Below are 21,679 nucleotides of genomic sequence, written 5' to 3'. Positions count from 1 at the left end.
ACACCTCACTTTTTTAGATCTTACTTAATTCAAACTCCGTATTTACGTAGATTGCGTCTCGTTGTGCAATTAAGCATAGTTCTGCGGCTTTAAAAGTATGTTCTTGAGTCATAGCATTTTCAGTATCGTTTAAACAATCTAAAATAAGTTCACTAAAGTAAGGGAATCCTACTTCTCCATTTAGAGAAAAATGTTGCTCTGTATGTTGATTTACTAAGTATAAATGGTCTCCTATTTTATCCCTTGCTATGTCTACGTATTTGCGAATTTCAATATACCCATCTGTTCCAAGAATGAATGTGCGCCCATCCCCCCAAGTGCTAAGGCCATCAGGAGTCAGCCAGTCTACTCTAAAGTAGTTTGTAGCCCCATTATCAGCAATCAAAGTAGCATCGCCGAAGTCTTCCAATTCTGGATATTGATGATGTTTGTAATTGCCCACTTTACTATGTACAACTTTTGCATCTTTTGCGCCAGAATAGTAAAGGAATTGTTCAATTTGGTGACTACCAATATCACATAGAATACCTCCGTAATACTCCTTTTCAAAAAACCAGCTTGGTCTGCTTTCTACATTACTACGATGTGGGCCAGTTCCAAGAACTTGTACCACTTTTCCAATTGCTCCTTGTTCAATCAATTGACCAGCAAATACGGCACTCTCCACGTGCAAACGTTCACTATAATAAACAGCCCATTTAAGCCCCGTTTCAGCTGTTTTTTTGCGAGCAAGCTCCAATTGTTCTAACGTTGTAAATGGTGATTTATCCGTAAAGTAATGCTTACCACGATCTAAAACACGCAGTCCTAAATCACAGCGTTTAGATGTAATGGCTGCGCCTGCCACGAGCCTTACATCTGGATCTTCGAGAATTTCTTTCTCACTTTTGGCTACCTGTACCTCCGGATATGCTTTACAAAATTCTTGTACTTTTTTCTGATCATTATCATAAACCCATTTTAATGTAGCCCCAGCCTCGGTTAATCCATTGCACATTGCATAGATGTGTCCATGATCAAGACCTATAGCTGCTATTACGAATTGTCCTTCTGTAACGACAGGGGCACTTTTTCCCTTAGGAGCATAATTCATTCCATCACTTTTCTGCATGATTGTTCCTCCTCTAGCTAGCTTCCAGTTTATTTTTAATAATTTAATAACGTTAGACTCATAGTTTCTCGTAATTTCCTCCAACGGTTATCGTATCGTCTGAAAAATTTTCTACACTGCTTTGTTTTTCATAAAAATGCTTAACGTTCGCGAGCATGCCTTCACGTGTGTAAAAAGGATCGTCTGCTAAAAGTGGAAGCTTCACATTAACACCTAGGTTTTCAGATTTATAGATGGCTGTAATAAGTTCTAGTGTATTTCTTCCTTCTGTTCCATCAATCAGAAGCTTCTGGTTACCCTTGATAGCCATTAAAAAATTATTTATTTGTCCTTTATGCCCTTCAAATAGTAATTCCGGATATTGATTAAAAGCTTCCTGAATACGATTTTCTAAATCCTCATCATTTTTCTCTTGAGGAAACCCATTTTCTTTAGCTATTTGAGCATTTACTTTCCACGGGACAGATACTCTAGCTTTTTCACCTTGAAAAATCAGTTGTTGTTCTTCTCCATGATGGACAACAGAACTGGTTACTTGTGCTAAGCTACCATTTCCATAGCGAAGTACAGCAATAGAAAGGTCTTCAACCTCTGCATTATCATGCAGGGTATTACTAGTTGCTGCAAAAATGTCAGTCGGCAATCCTAACATCCATTGCAACATATCAATATGATGGACAGCATGATTAAGTGTACAACCTCCACCTTCTTTTTCCCATGTACCGCGCCACCATAAATCATAATAACTATGACCACGCCACCAAAAAGAATCCACTTGAGTATGAGCGATTTTTCCAATTAGGTTTTGATCAAGGACATGTTTTAATCTCATAATGGGAGTCATAAACCTGTTTTGAGCAACAACGGATAAAAGCTTCTGGCTTTCAATAGATGCTTTTATCATTTCGTCACATTCTTTTAGAGAAGAAGCCATAGGTTTTTCTACTAAGACATGTTTGCCTGCTTTAAGAAAATCGATAGCAATGGTTGCGTGCATATAAGGAGGTGTACAAATGGAAACGGCATCAATAGTAGGATCATTCAATAACTCTTGGTAGTTAGCGACAACTCGTGCTTCTAGGTTATATTTTGTTGCTGCAGACATTGCTTTTTCAGGATAAATATCAGCTAAAGCTACAATTTTACTGACTTCATGCATTGCAAGATAAGCCTCAATATGGGCAGTTGCAATAGATCCAGTTCCTATAATTGCGATGTTGGACATATCAATCTTTCCCTTCTGCAAGAAGATAAATTTTCACTTCTAATAATGAGATAGCGCTTTCAAAAAACTTAATGATTCACCTAACTGATAGATCAGAGTACCGTTCGTTTTATTAATATTCTAGTTATACTAGTATGGTAGATCAAAAACATTATAACTCAATCTTTTTGAATTTTGTATAGTTTTTTGAATTTTCTTTTTAATCTCCCACACTTTTATTATTGATCATGGCTTACATAGTTGGAATCATCAAGAGTTATAAATACTCACAGGACAAATAATCAGAAAAATTAAATTAGTGTCTACCATTCTAATGCACTTGTATGGTAGTATGTTAGAGAAAGGAGATTAGAATAATGAATATCGATTTTAAAAACCAAAACCTCTCTACGAGGGAACAAGTTTACAATATGCTAAAAGATCAAATATTAAGCCTGAAGCTTCCACCTGGGACAAATATTTCTGAAAAAGAAATATCCGTTCAATTTAATGTTAGTCGAACTCCTGTAAGAGAAAGCTTTTTAAAATTATCTCAAGAAGGATTATTAAGTATCTATCCTCAACGAGGTACATTTGTTTCTTTAATTGATTTGAACCTTGTGGAGGAAGCACGGTTTATGCGAGAACATCTCGAGAAGGCAGTAATTAGACTAGCCTGCCAGGAACCTTCTGAAGAGTTGATTATTGATTTAGATATGAATTTAAGTATGCAAAAAATTTGCGTTAAGAAAAAAGACTATAAAAAAATGTTTGAATTAGATGAGGAGTTTCATAGAACTATTTTCAAACGGTGTAAAAAAGAAAAAACATGGTTAGTTATTCAACAGATGAATGTACACTTTAATAGGAGTCGCATGTTAAGACTAGTAACAGATTATAATTGGGATAATATTTTTTCTCAACATGTAAATATCTTCAAAGCTATACAAGATCAAGATGCTGATAAAGCTGAAAAAATCATGGAAGAGCATTTGAAAATTGCACTTGTTGATAAAGAATTATTGAAGAAAGAATATCCAAATTATTTTAAATAAAAATAGGTTGTTACTTATATTTTTAGGGGTGATGGTAGATGAGGATGACATTTAGATGGTTTGGAGAAGGAAACGACACTATAACACTGGAACAAATAAACCAGATTCCAGGAGTGGAAGGAATTGTTTGGGCACTGCATGATGTGCCCGCAGGAGAAGAGTGGCCAATAGAAAGAATTGTAGAAATGAAAAAATTAGCTGATAAACATAACCTTCATATTGAAGTGGTTGAAAGCGTGAATGTTCATGAAGACATTAAGCTCGGACTTCCAACTAGAGATCGATACATAGAAAATTATAAGAAAACAATTCAGAAGCTAGCAAAGGTGGGTGTTAAAGTCATATGTTATAACTTTATGCCTGTATTTGATTGGATCCGTACAGACTTAAATAAAACACTTCCTGATGGCTCTACAGCTCTATTTTATGAACATAGTCGAATTAAAGATATTGATCCGAAAGACTTAGTAAATAAAATTAGTGAGAACTCCAGTTTAACCATGCCAGGTTGGGAACCAGAGCGGTTAAATCACCTCCACCAACTTTTTGAAGCCTACAAAAATATAACAGAAGATGATTTATGGGCCAACTTGAAATATTTTTTAGATCAGGTTATTCCAATTGCAGAACTTCATGATATTAAAATGGCTATTCATCCTGACGATCCACCTTGGCCTGTCTTTGGTCTACCGCGAATAGTAACTAACCAAAAAAACATCAGAAAAATTTTACAACTAAATAGTAGCCAATATCATTGTATAACGCTCTGTACAGGATCTTTAGGAGCAAACTTAGAAAATGATTTAGTTTCTATGATTCACGAATTTATTGATAGGATACCATTTACTCATATAAGAAATGTACGTGTATATGATAACGGGGACTTTGTTGAAACATCGCATCGATCAAAAGATGGATCAGTAGATGTTTCAGCCATTATACATGCTTATTATGAAAGCGGATTCAAAGGTTATTGTAGACCCGATCATGGAAGACACATTTGGGGTGAACAATGTAGGCCTGGATATGGTCTTTATGATAGAGCACTTGGAATTATGTATTTGTGGGGAGCTTGGGATGCATTAAAAAATAAACATTCTGTACTAAAAGAAGCAAAGGAGGAAGCTACATGGTAAACATACAAGAAAATAAAAATTTAGCTGGTAAAGTAGCTGCCATAACAGGAGGAAGTGGAGTACTTTGCAGCGCCATGGCAAAGGAACTTGCTAGACATGGCGTGTCTGTGGCTATTTTAAATAGAACAGTCGAAAAGGGTGAAAAGGTAGCCGAAGAAATTAACCTTTTGGGCGGGAAAGCGATTGCGATTAAATGTGATGTTCTGAATAAAGATAGTGTTGAACAAGCCGAGAAGATTGTAACAGAGGAATTAGGCATGTGTACAATATTGATAAATGGAGCTGGTGGTAACCACTCCAGTGCAAATACAACCAACGAAATATTTCAAACAGAAGACCTTACTAATCCTAAGATAAATACTTTTTTTCATTTAAGTACAGATAGTGTGCAAAATGTATTTGATTTAAATTTTATGGGGACTTTCATTCCTACACAAATTTTCACTAAAAATATGGTTCATCAAAAGGGAGCAGTTGTCATCAACATGTCATCTATGAGTGCCCCTTCTCCAATGACCAAAGTGCCTGCTTATAGCGCGGCAAAAGCAGCAATTGAAAATTTCACCAAATGGTTAGCTGTTCATATGGCTGAGGCAGGAATTAGAGTAAATGCTATTGCACCGGGCTTCTTTTTAACCTCACAAAATAAAAACCTTCTCTTAAATGAAGAAGGAGATTATACAGAGAGGTCTCATAAGATTATTTCGAACACACCAATGAGAAGGTTTGGTACGCCAGAAGATCTTCTTGGTACCCTATTATGGCTTGTTGATGATCATATGTCAGCATTTGTTACCGGAGTGACAATTCCTGTTGATGGAGGTTTTATGGCGTATTCAGGTGTTTAATATTTTTATTTTTTTCCTTGTCATACATCTTTATTTTATATATTTTTTTAAATTTATAAGTAGGCTTGGAAAGGAGAAATAAGAATGCAGACTGAGAACAGGAAACTAACACTCAAAAATTATATTGGTTATGGAACAATGGATTTATTTGGAGGGGGAGCATTCGCTATAATAGGCGCATGGATGTTATATTTTTTCATTACATACTGTGGTCTTACCCCTGTTGAAGCAGGATCTATTATTGCAATTGCTCGTATTATTGATGCTATAGCAAGCCCAATTATGGGCCATATCACTGACAATTTTGGTCGTACAAAACTTGGGAAAAAATTTGGAAGACGCAGGTTCTTTTTACTAGTTGGAAGCCCTTTGATGGTTATTTATTCTCTTCTTTGGATTTCTGATATGAATTACTGGTACTATTTAACGGTTTATATTTTGTTAGAATTCCTTGCAGCAATGGTATTAATTCCATTTGAAACACTTGGAGCTGAAATGACTAATGATTTTAATGCACGGACCAAGCTCTCAACAATAAGATTAATCTATTCAGGACTAGGAACATTTTTAGCTACCTTTATTCCAGGTAGATTATTCGAAATATTCGGAAAAGATTCACCTCAAGTTTTTCTTTACAATGGGATTATCTTCACCTTTATTTTTATGGCTGCATTATTAATTACACATAGAACAACATGGGAACGTAAAATAGAAGAAGACATTATAGAACCTTATGGTGTAGAAAAAGTACCTGCTATAGAATCCATAAAAAAATTCATCATTGACTTAACATCTACTTTTAGAATTAGAAGTTTCCGTCAGCACATCACTATGTATATTTGTTCGTTTACTGCCATGGATATTTTAAACGCTGTCTTTGTCTACTTTATTGTGTTTTCTTTAAATAAAGATGCAGTGTTGGCATCAGATTTGTTATCTATTGGTTCATTACTTCAAATGTTATGTACATTATTGTTTGGTTGGCTCGTGATTAAAATAGGTCCTGCGCCATCTTTGAAAATATCTTATATTGCTATTATTACATGTATAAGCGGTTATATATTTTTATACTTCACACAACCAACTTTTATGATTATAGCGCTATATGCTTTCTCTGTTATCTTAGGCATCGGAAAGAGTGGATTATATTATATACCATGGAATATTTACACTTTCATTCCTGATGTAGATGAAATGGTAACTCGTAAAAGAAGAGAAGGAATATTTGCAGGTATCATGACTTTTACACGCAAGAGCACTACAGCTTTAGCCACATTCTTGGTAGGAGTTATTTTACAGGAAAGTGGATTCGTTGCAAGCGCGACGACACAGTCTACTACAGCAATAAATGGGATTGTAGGTATTCTGTTTTTCGGAACTGTAGGGCTAGTCGGTATTAGTTTAGTTATTTCATTTAAATTTAAATTATCTAAGAAAACTCATTCCATTATGATTAATGAAATTAATAGGTTAAAGAATAATGGTTCAATGGAACAGGCTGATGATGAAACAAGAAGTGTTTTGAAAGCGCTAACAGGATGGGATTACGAGAACCTTTGGGGTAATAATAACGTAGGATATCAGAATAAGCTCCAAAATTTTGAACAACAAGATTTTAAACAGCAGGATATGAACTAACTTTTGTTGTTAGTTGAGAACTGCAGCTCAGTTAAATAGTACTTCTATTGATATGAGCAGTTCCAGAATCACTTCAAGAAAAAAACACCTTCAGATTTATATCAGAGGTGTTTTTAAATATCTTAAATTTAGTGCTTCTTTTTGATCTTAAAACCGGATCTCATCATCTCCATGAATTTGCAGCTTAAGCGGTTCACTTTTCGCTTGATGCTTTTTCACATAGCGGTGATAGACGACATACCCAATGATCATGAGAGGAACGCCGACATATAATCCGATGCGCTGCTCCTGATCAAAGGCAAGGCTGATCAACACAACGGTGTTGAGAGTAATCGCAATAATCGGCAGCACCGGATAGAGAGGGGTTTTAAATTTTAAGTTTTCCAGCTTTCCGCCTGCTTTAAGATATCTTCTGCGGAAAAGCATCTGTGATAATGTAATGGTGATCCAGCCAGTCTGGGCACTCATGCCGGCAATGGACACGATCCAGGCAAAAACTGTTTTCTCTGCAAAGAACCCGGATAATAGCGAAATCCCTGTAAACAGGAACGTGAGCAGTAAGGCATTCATCGGAATACCGCGCTGATTCACGCGTCTAAATGCTTTTCCTGCCATTCCTTCTTTCGATAAGGAATAGAGCATTCTCGTCGATGCATACAAGCCAGAGTTGGCAACAGATAATAAAGCGATGATAATGACAAAGTTCATGATATCTGCCGCAAAAGGAATGCCCGTTCTCTCAAATACAGTAACAAACGGACTTTGCAGCACACTCGCTTCCTTCCAAGGCACCATACCCGCTAAGACAAATATAGATAAGACGAAAAAGACGAGTGTACGCCAAACAGTCTGATGTATCGAACGAGGAACGGTTTTCTCAGGGTTTTCACTTTCTCCTGCCGCAATCCCGATCAGCTCTGTTCCTTGGAATGAAAAGTTCACGGTAATCATCGTGACCACAACGGCGAGCAATCCATTTGGAAACAGCCCATCACTCACAAAATGACTGAAGTAAGGGGCAGGTTCACCGCTCGTTGTTTCAATAAAACCAAACATCGCCGCTCCGCCTACACCTATAAAGAGTAAAATCGCAATGATCTTAATGGTTGAAAAGAAAAACTCCGACTCCCCGAACGCTTTCGCCGACCGGGCATTTAATAAGAAAAGACACAGTCCAAATATGAGACACCAAATCCACACATCCACTTGCGGGAGCCAGCGCCTCATCAGCTGTCCTGCTGATAAAAATTCAAGGGCGACCGTTGCTGCCCAGCCAAGCCAATAAATCCAGCCGACCGCAAAACCCGCTGCAGGGCTGACAAATTTCGTCGCATACGTATGAAACGACCCGGACACAGGAAGTGCAACCGACAGCTCTCCAAGACACAGCATGGTTAAATACATAATCAATCCGCCCACAATATAAGAAAGAACGGCTCCGACTGGTCCTGCTTGTCCAATCGTATAGCCCGTTCCCAAGAAAAAGCCTGTCCCAATGACACCGCCAAGTGAAATCATAAATAAATGACGGGAGGTCATCGCCCTTTTCAATTGCTCAGGCTGATTTTGTCCAACATCCACAATGATGCCCTCCTTCTTCTAAGATGATAACTTATCAAAACATGTCTCCATGTGATTCATTCCATTTTCAAAACAACCTACTAATTATACATCTTTTATAATAAATATGCTTCCTTCTATGGTCACTGTCTCAAAGTCTTTATTTTAGTAATGTTCGCACAAATAAAAGATGAAAGGCTTTGTAGACGAGAGAGGTTTGAAAGAAATGGGTTGCGGGCATAAAGTTGGTGAGATTCGCTCAAGCTAGTTTCAAATGCTTTACTTTTAGGTTGCTTCTCTGTAAGATCATATGTTGTAAATACCAACAAGAAAAGTGGGGAATAAAATGAAAAAAATGTTCTTTGCCATTATGTTAGGCGCTTGTGTTGCATTGATCACGGCATGTGGATCAGGTGCAAACGACAACGCGAACAAACAATCTGGGTCTAAGGAATCAGGTGACCTTTGGAAATCCGTTCAGGATAAAGGTGTTCTGACGATCGGAACTGAGGGTACTTATGCTCCTTTCACATTCCATGACAAAAAGACAGATAAATTAACTGGCTACGATGTCGAAGTCATCACAGAAGTAGCAAAACGTCTTGACTTAAAACCCGAATTCAAAGAAACACAATGGGACAGCATGTTTGCTGGACTGAATTCGAAACGTTTTGACGTGGTAGCGAACCAAGTTGGTAAAACTGGACGTGAAAATCAATACGAGTTCTCTGATAAATACACAACGTCTCAAGCCATTGTTGTGACAAAATCAGATAACAACGACATCAAGAAACTATCTGATGTAAAAGGCAAAAAAGCAGCACAATCATTAACAAGTAACTACAATAAACTAGCTACAGATGCTGGCGCTAAAATTGAAGGCGTTGAAGGTCTTGCACAATCGATTCAATTGATTCAGCAAGGACGTGCTGATCTGACGTTCAATGACAAGCTGGCTGTATTGAATTACTTGAAAACAAGCGGGAACAAAAACCTAAAAGTTGCATTTGAAACAGGAGATCCTCAAGAAACTTACTTTGCATTCAGAAAAGGCAGCGGCGAAGTCGTTGACAAAGTGAATGGCGCATTAAAAGAAATGAAAAAAGACGGTACACTTGCTAAGATTTCTAAGAAATGGTTTGGTGAAGATGTTACAAAGTAATACCCTAGGAGTCGTCATTCCTTGGGATCTTCTTCAGCAATCTTTTTGGCCAATGGTGATGCAGGGGATTTATTATACAATCCCCCTCGCCATCATTGCCTTTATTATTGGTATTTTCATCGCGCTTGTGACAGCTCTTGCTAGAATGTCTAAAATCAAAGCCCTCAGATGGATTTTTTCCATCTATGTGTCGGCCGTTCGTGGAACGCCGCTTTTTGTGCAATTGTTTATTATTTTCTATTTCTTTCCGACATTTAATATCACACTGGATCCATATCCAAGTGCCATTATCGCTTTTTCATTAAACGTAGGTGCGTATGCGTCTGAAATTATCCGTGCATCCGTCCTATCTGTTCCTAAAGGACAATGGGAAGCTGGTTATTCAATTGGGATGACGCATCGTAAAACGCTTGTCCGCGTGATTTTACCGCAGGCAGTACGTGTTTCGATTCCGCCGCTATCTAATTCATTCATTAGTTTGGTGAAGGATACATCTCTTGCCTCCCAAATCCTCGTAGCAGAGCTTTTCCGTAAGTCTCAGGAAATTGCTGCGGCGAACTTAGATCAGATCTTGTTCATTTATATGGAAGCAGCCCTAATCTATTGGGTATTCTGCTTCATTCTATCGCTCGTTCAGCACCAAATTGAAAAACGACTTGATCGATATGTCGCAAGGTAAGGAGGGAACGACATGCTAACAGTCAAAGGTCTTAAGAAATCCTTCGGTGAAAATGAGATTTTAAAGTCAATAGATTTTACGATCAACAAAGGGCAGGTTATCGCCATCCTTGGCCCATCAGGTTCAGGAAAAACAACGATGCTTCGCTGTTTAAATGCACTTGAAACACCAAATGGCGGCTCCTTAACCTTCGATGATTTCTCGATTGATTTTTCGAAAAAGAATAAATCAGCTGATCTGCTAAAGCTACGCCGGAAATCGGGAATGGTGTTTCAAGATTATCACCTGTTTCCACACCGCACTGTGCTTGAAAATGTGATGGAAGGTCCTGTCCAAGTGCAGCGCCGTCCAAAGGAAACAGTTCGAAAAGAAGCCATCCAGCTCTTGCAAAAGGTCGGTCTGGAAGATAAAAAGGATCTGTATCCATTCCAGCTTTCAGGCGGCCAAAAGCAGCGTGTCGGGATTGCCCGTGCACTTGCCATTCAGCCAGAGCTCATGCTTTTTGATGAGCCCACCTCTGCACTTGACCCTGAGCTTGTCGGGGAAGTCTTAAAGGTCATGAAGGATTTAGCGAAAGAAGGCTGGACGATGGCAGTTGTCACACATGAAATCAAGTTTGCCCAAGAAGTGGCGGACGAAGTGATTTTTATTGATGGCGGCGTCATCGTCGAACAAGGTCCTCCCGAAGAAATCTTCAAACGACCGAAGGAAGAACGAACAAAACAATTCTTAAACCGGATTTTGAATCCAGTATGATGAAAAAAGGCTGTTCTCACGTGATGAGAACAGCCTTTTTTCATATTTCTTTTTGCAGGCGAAGCGCCAGTAAATCTTGCAAGAGCAATCTCGCTCCCTCTGGACTGATAACGACTCCACCCGATAGCACTTTGTTGGAGCCTGTTACTTCCCCTGTAACGATACAAGGTTTATCCTGCCAATACGGCTTCATGACAATTTGGTCTTCTTCTCGATAAATCTCCATAAAATCGCGAGGATGAATTTTCAACCGTTTTCTTATATCTGTCGGAAGAACAATTCTTCCAAAGTTATCTATATATCTTACATAGTCTTGATTTAACAAATTGACCCCCTCCTGCATCTCTATAGATATAGGCGATTCCCTTTTTATCAAGGAATGAAGCGCTCTAATCGGTTAGTGAAAGGATAAGTTGCAGGCTGATCCAGTGGCTAAACACGCTTCCCATATATGATATATCTGTTTGGTGCAGGACCAATGAAAGAAAAAGGATAACATGTGGTGAGGATAAGTTCTTCCTTTCCCTGTTGCAATGTAATAATACTTTGATCATCTTTTTTCACAATCTTTGTTTTCTCAATTTCATAGGTAAATCGTCCATATGAAAGTTCAATGACGAGTTGATCCCCTTTCACCAGTTCTCCTGTTCGTCTAAACACAGTATCACGATGCCCAGATAAAACGATTTGTCCTTGTTCATTAGGTAAATAGCTTTCGTGATAATGACCAACGCCCTTTGCTAAATCCTCCGCTTCTGTTCCTTCTACAATTGGTAACTCAGCATTTAACTTTGGAATGTGCAAGAGCCCAATGGTTTCACCAGCCTTCGGGACAAGAGGGGAATCTGTTTGCCCCTTTTGCTGGATGGCTGCTTGGGCAGACTGGAAAGATTGATCTACTTGCCTTTGCCCATCAACAATCCTCATATATCCTATAATCACAAGACAAATACCTGCTGAAATCAATAGCGTTGAGATGATTTTTTGAAACATGGACAATTATTCGTTTCTTTTTCTTCTTTTCCATACAATAAGGGATGCACCTATTAGCACAAGTGCAAATCCTGCTAGTAAAAGGTTGTACATCGCTGTTGCTGTATTCGGCAGGTGATGTCCGGGTGTGTCCGGGTTTGACCCAGAAGGCTGCTCTGGATGTTCAGGCACCTCTGGCACATGCGGTGGTTCTACCGTTGTGGAGTTTTCAGGTTTGTCTGGTTCGTCAACATTCTCACCCTTCACAACTGCGATATTTTGAATGGTTTTACCTTCATATCCTTTAGCGACCTTCGCTTCAAAAGTAATCGTATGCCAGTCCGTATCTTTGATATCGCCAAATTGACCGGTTACTGTGCCTTTTGTGTAGTCTCCGTTGTCGTCATCTTTTGCATCTGTGACGGCTTGCCCATCTACTTTTAATGACCCTTCGACATACTCAAGACCTTCTGGCAATTGATCTGCGATGACTAAATCTTTGATAACACTGTCTTCTACACTATTTTTTGTTTTGATGGTGTAAAGAAGGGTGTCGCCTACCTGAACTTGTTTTTCATCTTTATTTCCTTCTGCTTTTTGAGAGATCTCAGATGTTTTTTCCGATTCAAGCTTTGGATCTCTTGGATCAATTTTTGTTTCGGTTGTCGGCTCATCTGGTGGTGTGTTTTCGCCTGTTACTTTCGCTGTGTTTTGAATGCTTTTATCCGCTTGGCCTTTAGCGACCTTCGCTTCAAAAGTAACTGTATGCCAGTCCGTGTCTTTGATATCACCAAATTGACCGGTTACTGTGCCTTTTGTGTAGTCTCCGTTGTCATCATCTTTTGCATCTGTGACAGCTTGTCCATCTACTTTTAATGATCCTTCGACATATTCAAGACCTTCTGGCAGTTGATCTGCGATCACTAAATCTTTAATAACACTGTCTTCTACACTATTTTTTGCTTTGATCGTGTAAAGAAGGGTGTCGCCTACTTGAACTTGTTTTTCATCTTTATTGCCTTCTGCTTTTTGAGAGATTTCAGATGTTTTTTCCGATTCAAGCTTTGGATCTCTTGGATCAATTTTTGTTTCGGTTGTCGGCTCATCTGGCGGTGTGTTTTCGCCTGTTACTTTCGCTGTATTTTGAATACTTTTATCCGCTTGTCCTTTAGCGACCTTCGCTTCAAAAGTAATCGTATGCCAGTCCGTGTCTTTGATATCGCCAAATTGACCGGTTACTGTGCCTTTTGTGTAGTCTCCGTTGTCGTCATCTTTTGCATCTGTGACAGCTTGTCCATCTACTTTTAATGATCCTTCGACATATTCAAGACCTTTTGGCAGTTGATCTGCGATCACTAAATTTTTGACTAAGCTGTCTTCTTCAAGATTCTTTGTTTTGATCGTATAAAGAAGGGTATCGCCTACCTGTGGTGTCTTTTCATCTGTGTTACCTTCTGCTTTTTTCTGAATACTTGCTGCCTTTTCTGATGATAGTTTTGGTTCACGTGGGTAAATTTCTGTTTTCGTAGTTGGATCATCTGGCGGCGTGTTTTCACCTGTTACTTCGGCAGTGTTTTGAATGTCTTGACCAGACTGTCCCTTTTCAACTGTGACTTCAAACGTCACGGTATGCCAGTCCGTGTCCTTCACATCACCAAAATAACCCGTGACCTTTCCATCTGTGTAGTCACCGCTATCGTCGTCTTTCACATCTGTGACGGATTCTCCATCAATTTCAAGAGACCCAGCAACATACTCCAGCCCTTTTGGCAATTGATCTGAGATGACTAGATTTTCAATAAGGCTGTCTTCTACCGTGTTCTTTGTTTTAATCGTATAAAGAAGGGTGTCCCCTACTTCTGGGTGCTTCTCATCTGTGTTACCTTCGGCTTTTTTCTGCAAGACGGCTGATTTTTCTGATTCAAGCTTTGGATCACGCGGATAGATTTCTGTTTTTGTTGTTGGATCGTCTGGTGGTGTATTTTCACCTGTGACACTCGCTGTATTTTGAATGTCTTTACCAGACTGTCCTTTTTCAACCGTCACTTCAAACGTCACGGTATGCCAATCTGTATCCTGAATGTCACCGAATTGTCCTGATACGGTTCTGTTTGTGACATCCCCATTGTCTTGATCTTGCTCATCTGTCACCGCTTGTCCGTCTACCTCAAGTGAATTCGGCACATATGCTAATCCTTCTGGCAGTTCATCTGAGATCACTAAGTTTTTAACGAGACTGTCTTCTATCGTATTCTTTGTTTTAATCGTATAAAGAAGTGTGTCACCAACCTCTGGATGCTTCTCATCTGTATTACCATCTGCTTTTTTCTGCAAGACGGCTGATTTTTCAGAAGTCAGCTTCGGGTCACGAGGATAGATTTCTACATTCGTTGTCGGCTCGTCTGGCGGTGTGTTGCCGCTTGTGACATTGGCTGTATTTTGGATGTCTTTGCCTGCCTGACCTTTTTCAACTGTGACTTCAAACGTCACGGTATGCCATTTCGCATCTTTCAATTCACCGAACGTTCCAGTAACAGTTCCGTCTGTCATATCACCGTTATCATCATCTTTTGCATCTGTGACTGGATTTCCATCTACCTGAAGTGAATTTGGTACATATGATAACCCTTGAGGTAACTTGTCAGAAATCACAAGATCTTCAATGAAGCTGTCTTCAACAGTGTTACGGGCTTGAATGGTATACAGCAATGTGTCGCCTACTTCCGGGTGCTTCTCATCTGTATTACCATCTGCTTTTTTCTGTAAGACCGCTGATTTTTCTGATTCAAGCTTTGGATCACGAGGATAAATTTCTATGTTTGTTGTTGGTTTGTCTGGCGGTGTGTTTTCCCCTTTGACATTGGCTGTATTTTGAATATCTTTGCCAGCTTGACCTTTTGCTACTTTCGCTTCAAATGTCACGGTGTGCCATTCGGTGTCTTTCACATCACCTATTTGACCTGTAACAGTGCCGTTTGTATAATCACCTTTGTCTTGATCCTTTGCATCTGTTACGCCTGCGCCATCCACCTTAAGTGAGCCTGGAACATAGGCTAAGCTGCTCGGAAGGTTATCTGATATGATCAGATTTTTAAGAATGCCGAATTGCACCGTATTTTTGGCTCTAATTGTATAAAGCAACGTGTCTCCTACTTCTGGATGCTTCTCATCAGTGTTTCCTTCTGCTTTTTTCTGTAAAGTAACAGACTTTTCTGATTCAAGGTTAGGTGGGAATGGATCAAATTCTGGCTTTACCCGTGATGCTAAGTCGTATGATAATGAATTACCTGCAATGCCAATATATTTTGTACTTAATGATTTTGCATCAAGTGTAAAAAGAGTAGAATGGCCTATAGATGCATCTTTACCTGATTGTAATAGCATTTGTCCATTTGGCAAAAAGCTAATTCCTCGTACGCCTCCCTCAATAGGTTTACCATCTGCATTTGTGATTGGAATCACTCGAATTACTTCAGCTGTATCAGGATTCATTTGTGCAATGGCGCCACTTCCATTTGATGCGAACCAAAGATAGCCATCCTTATCGACTACAAGGTCTCCGCCAACGCCAGAGCCGATGTCATAGCCGACAATTTTTTTAGACGTTTTTTGACCGGTCGTTAAATCGTATGATCCAAGGAAGTATTCACCACCCGAAGCATAAGAATGCAAATATTTACCTTTGTAGATGACAGCATTCGACGCAGCATACGAACCTCCAGCTAATACGCCTACACTCTGAGCTTGTCCTGTCGTCGGATCTATTTTATAAAGAACAGGTTCTCCAGTTGCTGTCGTCGTTGCATACACAAAATTTTGCTGATCATTAACTGCAACACCGTTGACTAAAGTGCTCGGAATCCCCTTCACCGGCACACTAGCCTTTACGCTGGTTGGATTATTCCCATCAAGTTGATAAAGGGTCATTGGAAGACCTTGGCCACTTTGGCCAATCATGTAGGAATCTGTGTTATTGACAACCACCGTCCCAGCGGCTTTTGTAACAGCTGGTGAGACTGTTAATAAATTTCCAGAAATCAGCACCAATATAAGAAATAATTGACTCGTTCTTTTTAATATGTTCATTCTTTGACATCCCCTTTCCATGCTTCAGATCATAATGGTATGTACCAGTTCACCTCCCACACTTTGGTAAAGAATATCAATAATATTTCAAAAGCCTCAACATGACTAAATGACTATTTTCGACAAAAATAGACATTTAGAACTATATACCTCTCAACGATTGATTCGCTTATGTCTTTCCAATAAATTAACCTTTTTCCATCTCAAATTTCATCATCTATCTATCTTTACAAACAGGTCTTATGATGCGAATCACATACAATCCTTTCTATTTAAAGATAAATATTCTTTTATTGGGTGACGATTAATTTTTTGTTAATATATATTGAATTTTTTTCTTTTTTTATTAAAAAAAGGGAATGATTGGTTCACTTTGTTAAAAAAAACAAGCCGAAAGTCTTGCTGCTTGTTTTGATGTTTTGACTTTTACGATGCGAAAAAATTCTTTTTATAAGTAAGCGATTACAATTGAGCAAAGCCATTTAAAGGGGCGTGGGAGTATGTTACGATTGAATTCGAGTGTTTAAGAAAGAAGGGAAAGCTTTTGAAGCGGGAACATCTTTTACGTTGGTTTTTTTATTTTGTTGGATTAATCGTATTAGCTTTTGGACTATCGCTTACAGTGAAAGGAAAGATTCTTGGGATTGGTCCTTGGGACGCTTTCCACTACGGACTGTTTCAGCACTTTGGACTTACGATTGGACAATGGTCCATCATTATTGGTGCACTGATTGTGACACTAACATCTGTTTTTACGAAATCATTTCCAAAGATCGGCGCATTACTGAACATGGTGCTGATTGGTATGTTTATAGATTTCTTTAATGCGGTATTGCCTGCACCACATGGGTATTTACCCGCTTTATATGTGTTTATTACGGGCGTTGTGGTTTCAGGGTATGGTGTAGGCATTTATGTCTCAGCAAATCTTGGCGCTGGGCCAAGGGATTCACTAATGCTGCTCATCTCAGCGAAAACAGGGTTGAACGTGCAGTGGGTGCGAAATGGCATTGAGTTAACAGTGCTTTTATTTGCATGGATGCTCGGCGGACCGATTGGCGTTGGCACGATTCTGACGGCTATTTTCACAGGCCTCGTCCTTCGATTCTCCTTGCCACAATCAACACGGCTCCTGCAACTGCTTATTACAAAAACAGCAGAGAAACCTGTTCAGACGCTTATCCGATAAGAACAAGCCATTCTATAAAAAGAATGGCTTTTCTTGTGTTAAAAAGAATAAACGGAATATTCTATTATTGGAGATGAGACCTCATGCAGCTTTTCAACTATCATTACTGGACACCATTTGTTGAAGAGCCCGAGCAGACGTATCGCTTGTTAGGCTTTGAAGTAAAGGCGCGTTTCACAAAGGATGGCTCCTTTCATCCGCCGCTCACATGGGATGATGTTAGAGAAGAGCAGCCGACCTTTCGAATCGTCGAAATGAGAAAGGGACAAATGAATATCACATTCGGTTAAAGTAAAAAAGTCCTTTCTGATCATACAGGCTTAGAATGCAGCGTGGCTTGCTGTCACTTTGTGCTTTGATTGTATAGGATTTCCCTTTTGTACGGCGCTCTCCAATGGTACAATCAATGTAAAAAATTAGAGGTTCATTATGAAGATTTTCGCTATCCAATTACAACATTTAGATGACATCCATGCACGAGAACAAATCGATCAATTGAAACCCTTTGTTTCAGCTGAAAAGCGTGCTGCGGCTGAGCGTTTTCGCTTTTTGGTCGATGCAAGAAGGACTTTGTTAGGTGAGGTGCTGGTTCGTCAAATGATCCATAGTATGTACGATCTGCCTATTGATCAGATCGTTTTTCAAACAGAGGGCAATGGCAAGCCTGTCGTCCGGCACATTCCTTCTTTTCATTTTAATCTTTCTCACTCTGGTGATTGGGTCGTATGCGCAATAGATGATGCACCCGTTGGTATTGATATTGAGGAGATCAAACCGATTGATCTAGCGATTGCTAAACGATTTTTTTCAGCAGATGAGTATGAAGATTTACTTTCACAACCGGCAGAACGGCAGGAAGCCTACTTCTTTCATTTATGGTCAATGAAGGAGGCCTTTATCAAGCTGACTGGAAAGGGATTATCTTATGGTCTTTCGTCCTTTACAGCCCACCTGTCAGAGGATGGACAGGCGACGCTTGCATTACCTGATCATGAAGCGCCCTGCTTTGTTCAAACATACTCACTCGATCCTGCCTACCAAATGGCGGTGTGTACACGAAAGCCTTCTGCGGCTGAACGTGTAGAGATACTCTCTTGCCGTGATGTGCTGTCTCGTCTTTAATATCGCCCAATTTGCTGAAATGCTGTCTTTAACAAATCGACTCCACGTGTGATTTGTTCTTCTTTCACATGCCAAATGTTCAACTGAAGAATAGAGTCTTTTTGAAAGGTCGACAGATAATGGCGGTCGATTGACTGAATGGAAACAGATGCCTTTTTCAGCTGCTGAATGAGCTGGTTCGTCGGAATTGACCGATCGAGACGTACATGTGTATGAGTAGCTGGCTCCTCTTCTCCTAGTTGATAAGCGATTTGATCGCTTTTCAGGCATGTCACTAGTTGTTTGGATCGGTTGCGATAGGTTGTCTGCATTCTGTCTCGATGCCGTTCAAACATCCCGCTTTTTAAATATATTTCTAAGGCTGCCTGTGACAGCATGGAGCTGTCGATGTCAATGAGCCGTTTGTGTTCGCTAAAAGGTCTAATCAGTTCCTCAGGTAAGACGACCGCTCCTGTTCGAAGTCCTGGAAAGATGATCTTGGAGAAGCTTTTTAAATAAATGACCTTACCCGCCTGATCGTACGAATAGATCGGGTCTCTTTTTGCATCGAATTCTAAATCGGCTATATAATCATCTTCAACGATATAGACATCATATTTCTCGGCAAGAGCTGCAATCGCTCTTTTCTCCAGTTTTGACAAGCTCGTTCCAAGCGGGTTTTGAAATCTTGGCATCGTATAGAAAAAACGAATCTCCTCTTCTCGAAAGATGCGCTCCAATTCCTGAAGGTCAATTCCCTTTTCCGTCCGCTGAATCCCCATCACAGGCAGTTGATTTTTTTCTAAATATTGAAGGTATAGGTGATAGCCTGGCTGTTCGACTAGTATGGTCTGTTTGCCATTCGGAAAAGGGATGGTGCTTAAAATAGATAACGCCAGTTGAATACCAGAAGTCATAACGATCTGTTCTGGATTTGCAAACACTTGATAATCCATTAATCGCTGAGAAATGACTGGTAGCAGCGAGGGTAATCCGTTGGCTGTGCCGTATATAAACAAGTCATTTTGATACAAATCGATCGCTTGGTTAATGCAGTGCTGGAAATCAACATATGGAAACACGACGGGATCAGGTGCAGATGAAGCAAAATCAATCCATGTGCTATCCTGTTTCCCCGCTGACTGCTTCGTTTTCACGACATAATAGCCGCTTCTTTCTACAGAATAAAGCAGATGTTCATGTTCCAATGTGTCTAGTGCTTTGATGACAGTGCTTTTACTCACTGCATATTGAGCCGCCAAACGGCGAATGGAAGGGATCTTCATGCCAGCATTGTATTCACCAGACGTCATCTTCTCTTTTAAGCTGAGAACAAGCTGATCATATTTCCTCACACCACTTCCTCCTTGTACCGGTACAGATATCATGTTCTCTTATTGTACACCTTAGATGATCCGATTACGATAGAAGAACAGAACCGGTCAATTCATCCGAAGCATGCATGCTCGTATAAGGAGTCAAATTGTGGACATTTCAAAACAGAAAGCGTATGCTGCCGCGATAGGCTACGCCACGATCATTGGTTTTTCATTTTTGTTTGTCAAAATTGCATTAGAATCAGCAAACCCGATCGATTTATTGGCACACCGCTTTACAGTTTCTTTTGCAGCCGCACTATTGCTGTATCCATTTTTACGAAAGAAAATCCGCCTCTCCATTCAATGGCGAGATCTTCTCTACATCGTACCGTTTTCCTTGCTTTATCCTGTGTTGTTTTTTGCTTTTCAAGTATGGGGGCTGATGTATACCTCTTCGTCAGAGGCTGGTATTATTCAGGCAACGATTCCTATTCTGACAATGGTGCTTGCCGCGTGGTTTTTAAAGGAACGCGCGACATGGATACAAGTGCTGTTTACCATTCTTTCTGTGTGCGGGGTGATGCTTCTCTTTGTCATGAAGGGAATTGATGTGAAGCATTCACACATGATCGGCTATGGACTGATATTGCTTTCTGCCTTATCATCCAGTGCATACAGTGTATTTGCCCGGGTGATTACACGGCGCTTCCATGTGATTGAACTCACCTTCGTGATGACATTCTTTGGATTTGTCTTCTTCAATGCCACTGCGCTCATCCGGCATTCAGTAAACGGGACAATGCCGCAATTTTTCAGCCCATTTACACAACCATCCTTTGTATGGTCAATGCTCTTTTTAGGCATTCTTTCTTCACTTCTCACGGCATATTTATCAAACTATGCCCTCTCTCAGCTTGAAGCGGCAAAGGTCAGCATCTTTAACAATTTATCTGCGTTTATTACAGTCGCCGCTGGGGTCCTCATTTTACATGAAACAATCGATTGGTATCATCTCATCGGAGGTGTACTGGTCATTGGCGGAGTGATTGGCGGGAATGTGGTGAAAAAGCGGAATTCATAAGAAAAAGCGGTCCCTTTAAGGAGGACCGCTTTCTTTTAAAGTTTCATTAATTGTTGTTTAGCTGCAAGGTCGATCACATGTCTCATCTGTTCTGCGAAGGGCTCGAGGTGTGTGTTGATATACATGTGCCCTCCTTCGAAATTGGTGCGTTCGATGGTTTTTGCCCATGGCAGCCAGCCGTTTGCATCTTGCATGCATTTTTCATCTTGTGTTCCATTGAATAAATAAACAGGTGTTTCGATGATGGATTGATCTTTGTGTTGGAAGGTTTCCAGCGCCTGATAGTCTGCACGTAAGGACGGCGTAAAGTAATCCATCATTGGTTTGTTCTCTAATAATTCCTTTGGAATCCCGCCCATTTCGGCAATATGCTGAACAAATGCTTCATTCGATAAATGGGTCAGGATCTGTCGTTTTGTTTGCGGCGGCTGAATGGCTGAGATCACGACTGCTGCAGGATCAATTCCTTCCTTTTCTAACAGCTGCGTCAGTCTATACACAACAAGTCCTCCCATAGAATGTCCGAACAGGATAAACGGGCGGTTCAAGTTGCCCGAGAGACCTTCTTTGTACAGCTCAGCCAATCGGTCAATGCTCGTTTCGAGCGGCATGAGATTGGTTCCATGCCCTGGGGGCTCTGCTGCTGTTACTTCGGCAGTGCCTTTTAGCTGTTCAAAAAGCGGGCGGTATGAGGCGGAATAACCGCCTGCAAAAGGAAAACAAATAAGTTGAATAAGATCTGGTTTTTTTTCAAAGGTTTTAAATAAATGATTCATACGTTC

Annotated in this window: 19 protein-coding genes; 11 read left to right on the top strand and 8 right to left on the bottom strand. The window is 40.0% G+C overall.

Going from position 1 to position 21,679, the window contains the following annotated elements:
• Positions 1-13 precede the first annotated feature (13 nt).
• Both MKY18_RS02075 and MKY18_RS02070 read right to left on the bottom strand, forming a co-directional pair.
• Positions 14-1,111, bottom strand: coding sequence for a Gfo/Idh/MocA family oxidoreductase (locus tag MKY18_RS02075; RefSeq protein ID WP_106066484.1), 1,098 nt, complete (start codon positions 1,109-1,111; stop codon positions 14-16).
• Positions 1,112-1,169: 58 nt separating this feature from the next.
• Positions 1,170-2,336: a Gfo/Idh/MocA family oxidoreductase gene (locus MKY18_RS02070; RefSeq protein ID WP_217012728.1), complete on the bottom strand. Its 1,167-nt coding sequence runs from the start codon at positions 2,334-2,336 to the stop codon at positions 1,170-1,172.
• Between the two features lie 356 nt (positions 2,337-2,692).
• Here MKY18_RS02070 and MKY18_RS02065 point away from each other — a divergent pair, with 356 nt between their 5' ends.
• The 4 genes from MKY18_RS02065 to MKY18_RS02050 all read left to right on the top strand — a co-directional run bounded on the left by MKY18_RS02065 (position 2,693) and on the right by MKY18_RS02050 (position 6,992).
• On the top strand, positions 2,693-3,370 hold the full coding sequence (locus MKY18_RS02065; protein WP_113386708.1) for a GntR family transcriptional regulator: 678 nt from the start codon (positions 2,693-2,695) through the stop codon (positions 3,368-3,370).
• 38 nt (positions 3,371-3,408) lie between these two features.
• Positions 3,409-4,506 carry a mannonate dehydratase gene (uxuA, locus tag MKY18_RS02060; protein ID WP_106066487.1) on the top strand — a complete coding sequence of 366 codons (1,098 nt, stop codon included), beginning with the start codon at positions 3,409-3,411 and terminating at the stop codon, positions 4,504-4,506.
• Complete coding sequence (locus MKY18_RS02055; RefSeq protein ID WP_342497697.1) at positions 4,500-5,354, top strand: SDR family oxidoreductase; 855 nt, start codon at positions 4,500-4,502, stop codon at positions 5,352-5,354. Before uxuA ends, MKY18_RS02055 begins: the two co-directional genes overlap by 7 nt.
• An 84-nt stretch (positions 5,355-5,438) precedes the next feature.
• On the top strand, positions 5,439-6,992 hold the full coding sequence (locus MKY18_RS02050) for an MFS transporter (RefSeq protein ID WP_113768549.1): 1,554 nt from the start codon (positions 5,439-5,441) through the stop codon (positions 6,990-6,992).
• A gap of 147 nt (positions 6,993-7,139) precedes the next feature.
• Here MKY18_RS02050 and MKY18_RS02045 read toward each other — a convergent pair whose 3' ends face one another.
• Entirely contained in the window at positions 7,140-8,531 is a 1,392-nt protein-coding gene (locus MKY18_RS02045; RefSeq protein ID WP_238153605.1) for an amino acid permease, read from the bottom strand.
• A 367-nt stretch (positions 8,532-8,898) separates the two neighbouring features.
• Here MKY18_RS02045 and tcyA point away from each other — a divergent pair, with 367 nt between their 5' ends.
• From tcyA to MKY18_RS02030, 3 genes are read left to right on the top strand one after another with little or no spacing between them, the layout of a single operon-like run.
• Positions 8,899-9,714, top strand: coding sequence for a cystine ABC transporter substrate-binding lipoprotein TcyA (tcyA, locus tag MKY18_RS02040; RefSeq protein WP_265208775.1), 816 nt, complete (start codon positions 8,899-8,901; stop codon positions 9,712-9,714).
• A complete protein-coding gene (locus MKY18_RS02035) occupies positions 9,701-10,393 on the top strand; it encodes an amino acid ABC transporter permease (protein WP_034325166.1) in 693 nt (230 codons plus the stop codon). Before tcyA ends, MKY18_RS02035 begins: the two co-directional genes overlap by 14 nt.
• 12 nt (positions 10,394-10,405) lie before the next feature.
• Positions 10,406-11,149: an amino acid ABC transporter ATP-binding protein gene (locus MKY18_RS02030; protein WP_034325164.1), complete on the top strand. Its 744-nt coding sequence runs from the start codon at positions 10,406-10,408 to the stop codon at positions 11,147-11,149.
• A 40-nt stretch (positions 11,150-11,189) separates the two neighbouring features.
• Here the strand turns inward: MKY18_RS02030 and MKY18_RS02025 are convergent, their stop codons facing one another.
• From MKY18_RS02025 to MKY18_RS02015, 3 genes are all read right to left on the bottom strand, one after another.
• Entirely contained in the window at positions 11,190-11,474 is a 285-nt protein-coding gene (locus tag MKY18_RS02025; RefSeq protein ID WP_050945487.1) for an AbrB/MazE/SpoVT family DNA-binding domain-containing protein, read from the bottom strand.
• 107 nt (positions 11,475-11,581) lie between these two features.
• A complete protein-coding gene (locus tag MKY18_RS02020) occupies positions 11,582-12,142 on the bottom strand; it encodes a class D sortase (RefSeq protein ID WP_340962281.1) in 561 nt (186 codons plus the stop codon).
• A gap of 6 nt (positions 12,143-12,148) precedes the next feature.
• Positions 12,149-16,207 (bottom strand): isopeptide-forming domain-containing fimbrial protein, encoded by a 4,059-nt coding sequence (locus MKY18_RS02015; RefSeq protein WP_342497696.1) that lies wholly within the window; start codon positions 16,205-16,207, stop codon positions 12,149-12,151.
• A gap of 544 nt (positions 16,208-16,751) precedes the next feature.
• On the opposite strand from MKY18_RS02015, the gene MKY18_RS02010 reads away from it, so the two are divergent.
• The 3 genes from MKY18_RS02010 to MKY18_RS02000 all read left to right on the top strand — a co-directional run bounded on the left by MKY18_RS02010 (position 16,752) and on the right by MKY18_RS02000 (position 18,518).
• Positions 16,752-17,396 (top strand): YitT family protein, encoded by a 645-nt coding sequence (locus MKY18_RS02010; protein WP_044140485.1) that lies wholly within the window; start codon positions 16,752-16,754, stop codon positions 17,394-17,396.
• A gap of 83 nt (positions 17,397-17,479) precedes the next feature.
• Positions 17,480-17,686 (top strand): hypothetical protein, encoded by a 207-nt coding sequence (locus MKY18_RS02005; protein WP_342488023.1) that lies wholly within the window; start codon positions 17,480-17,482, stop codon positions 17,684-17,686.
• 139 nt (positions 17,687-17,825) lie between these two features.
• Entirely contained in the window at positions 17,826-18,518 is a 693-nt protein-coding gene (locus tag MKY18_RS02000) for a 4'-phosphopantetheinyl transferase superfamily protein (RefSeq protein ID WP_113768546.1), read from the top strand.
• Here the strand turns inward: MKY18_RS02000 and MKY18_RS01995 are convergent.
• Entirely contained in the window at positions 18,515-19,852 is a 1,338-nt protein-coding gene (locus MKY18_RS01995; protein WP_268453420.1) for a PLP-dependent aminotransferase family protein, read from the bottom strand. The two genes, MKY18_RS02000 and MKY18_RS01995, sit on opposite strands and share 4 nt — an antisense overlap.
• 103 nt (positions 19,853-19,955) lie before the next feature.
• Here MKY18_RS01995 and MKY18_RS01990 point away from each other — a divergent pair, with 103 nt between their 5' ends.
• Positions 19,956-20,897 (top strand): DMT family transporter, encoded by a 942-nt coding sequence (locus MKY18_RS01990; protein ID WP_221450748.1) that lies wholly within the window; start codon positions 19,956-19,958, stop codon positions 20,895-20,897.
• 35 nt (positions 20,898-20,932) lie between these two features.
• Here the strand turns inward: MKY18_RS01990 and MKY18_RS01985 are convergent, their stop codons facing one another.
• Positions 20,933-21,673, bottom strand: a complete 741-nt coding sequence (locus MKY18_RS01985; RefSeq protein ID WP_126741461.1) for an alpha/beta fold hydrolase — start codon at positions 21,671-21,673, stop codon at positions 20,933-20,935.
• Between the last annotated feature and the right edge of the window lie 6 nt (positions 21,674-21,679).

The sequence above is a fragment of the Bacillus sp. FSL R7-0672 genome (assembly GCF_038601465.1).
GTDB lineage: Bacteria > Bacillota > Bacilli > Bacillales > Bacillaceae > Bacillus > Bacillus pumilus.
This window is presented reverse-complemented; position numbering and strand designations above follow the sequence as displayed.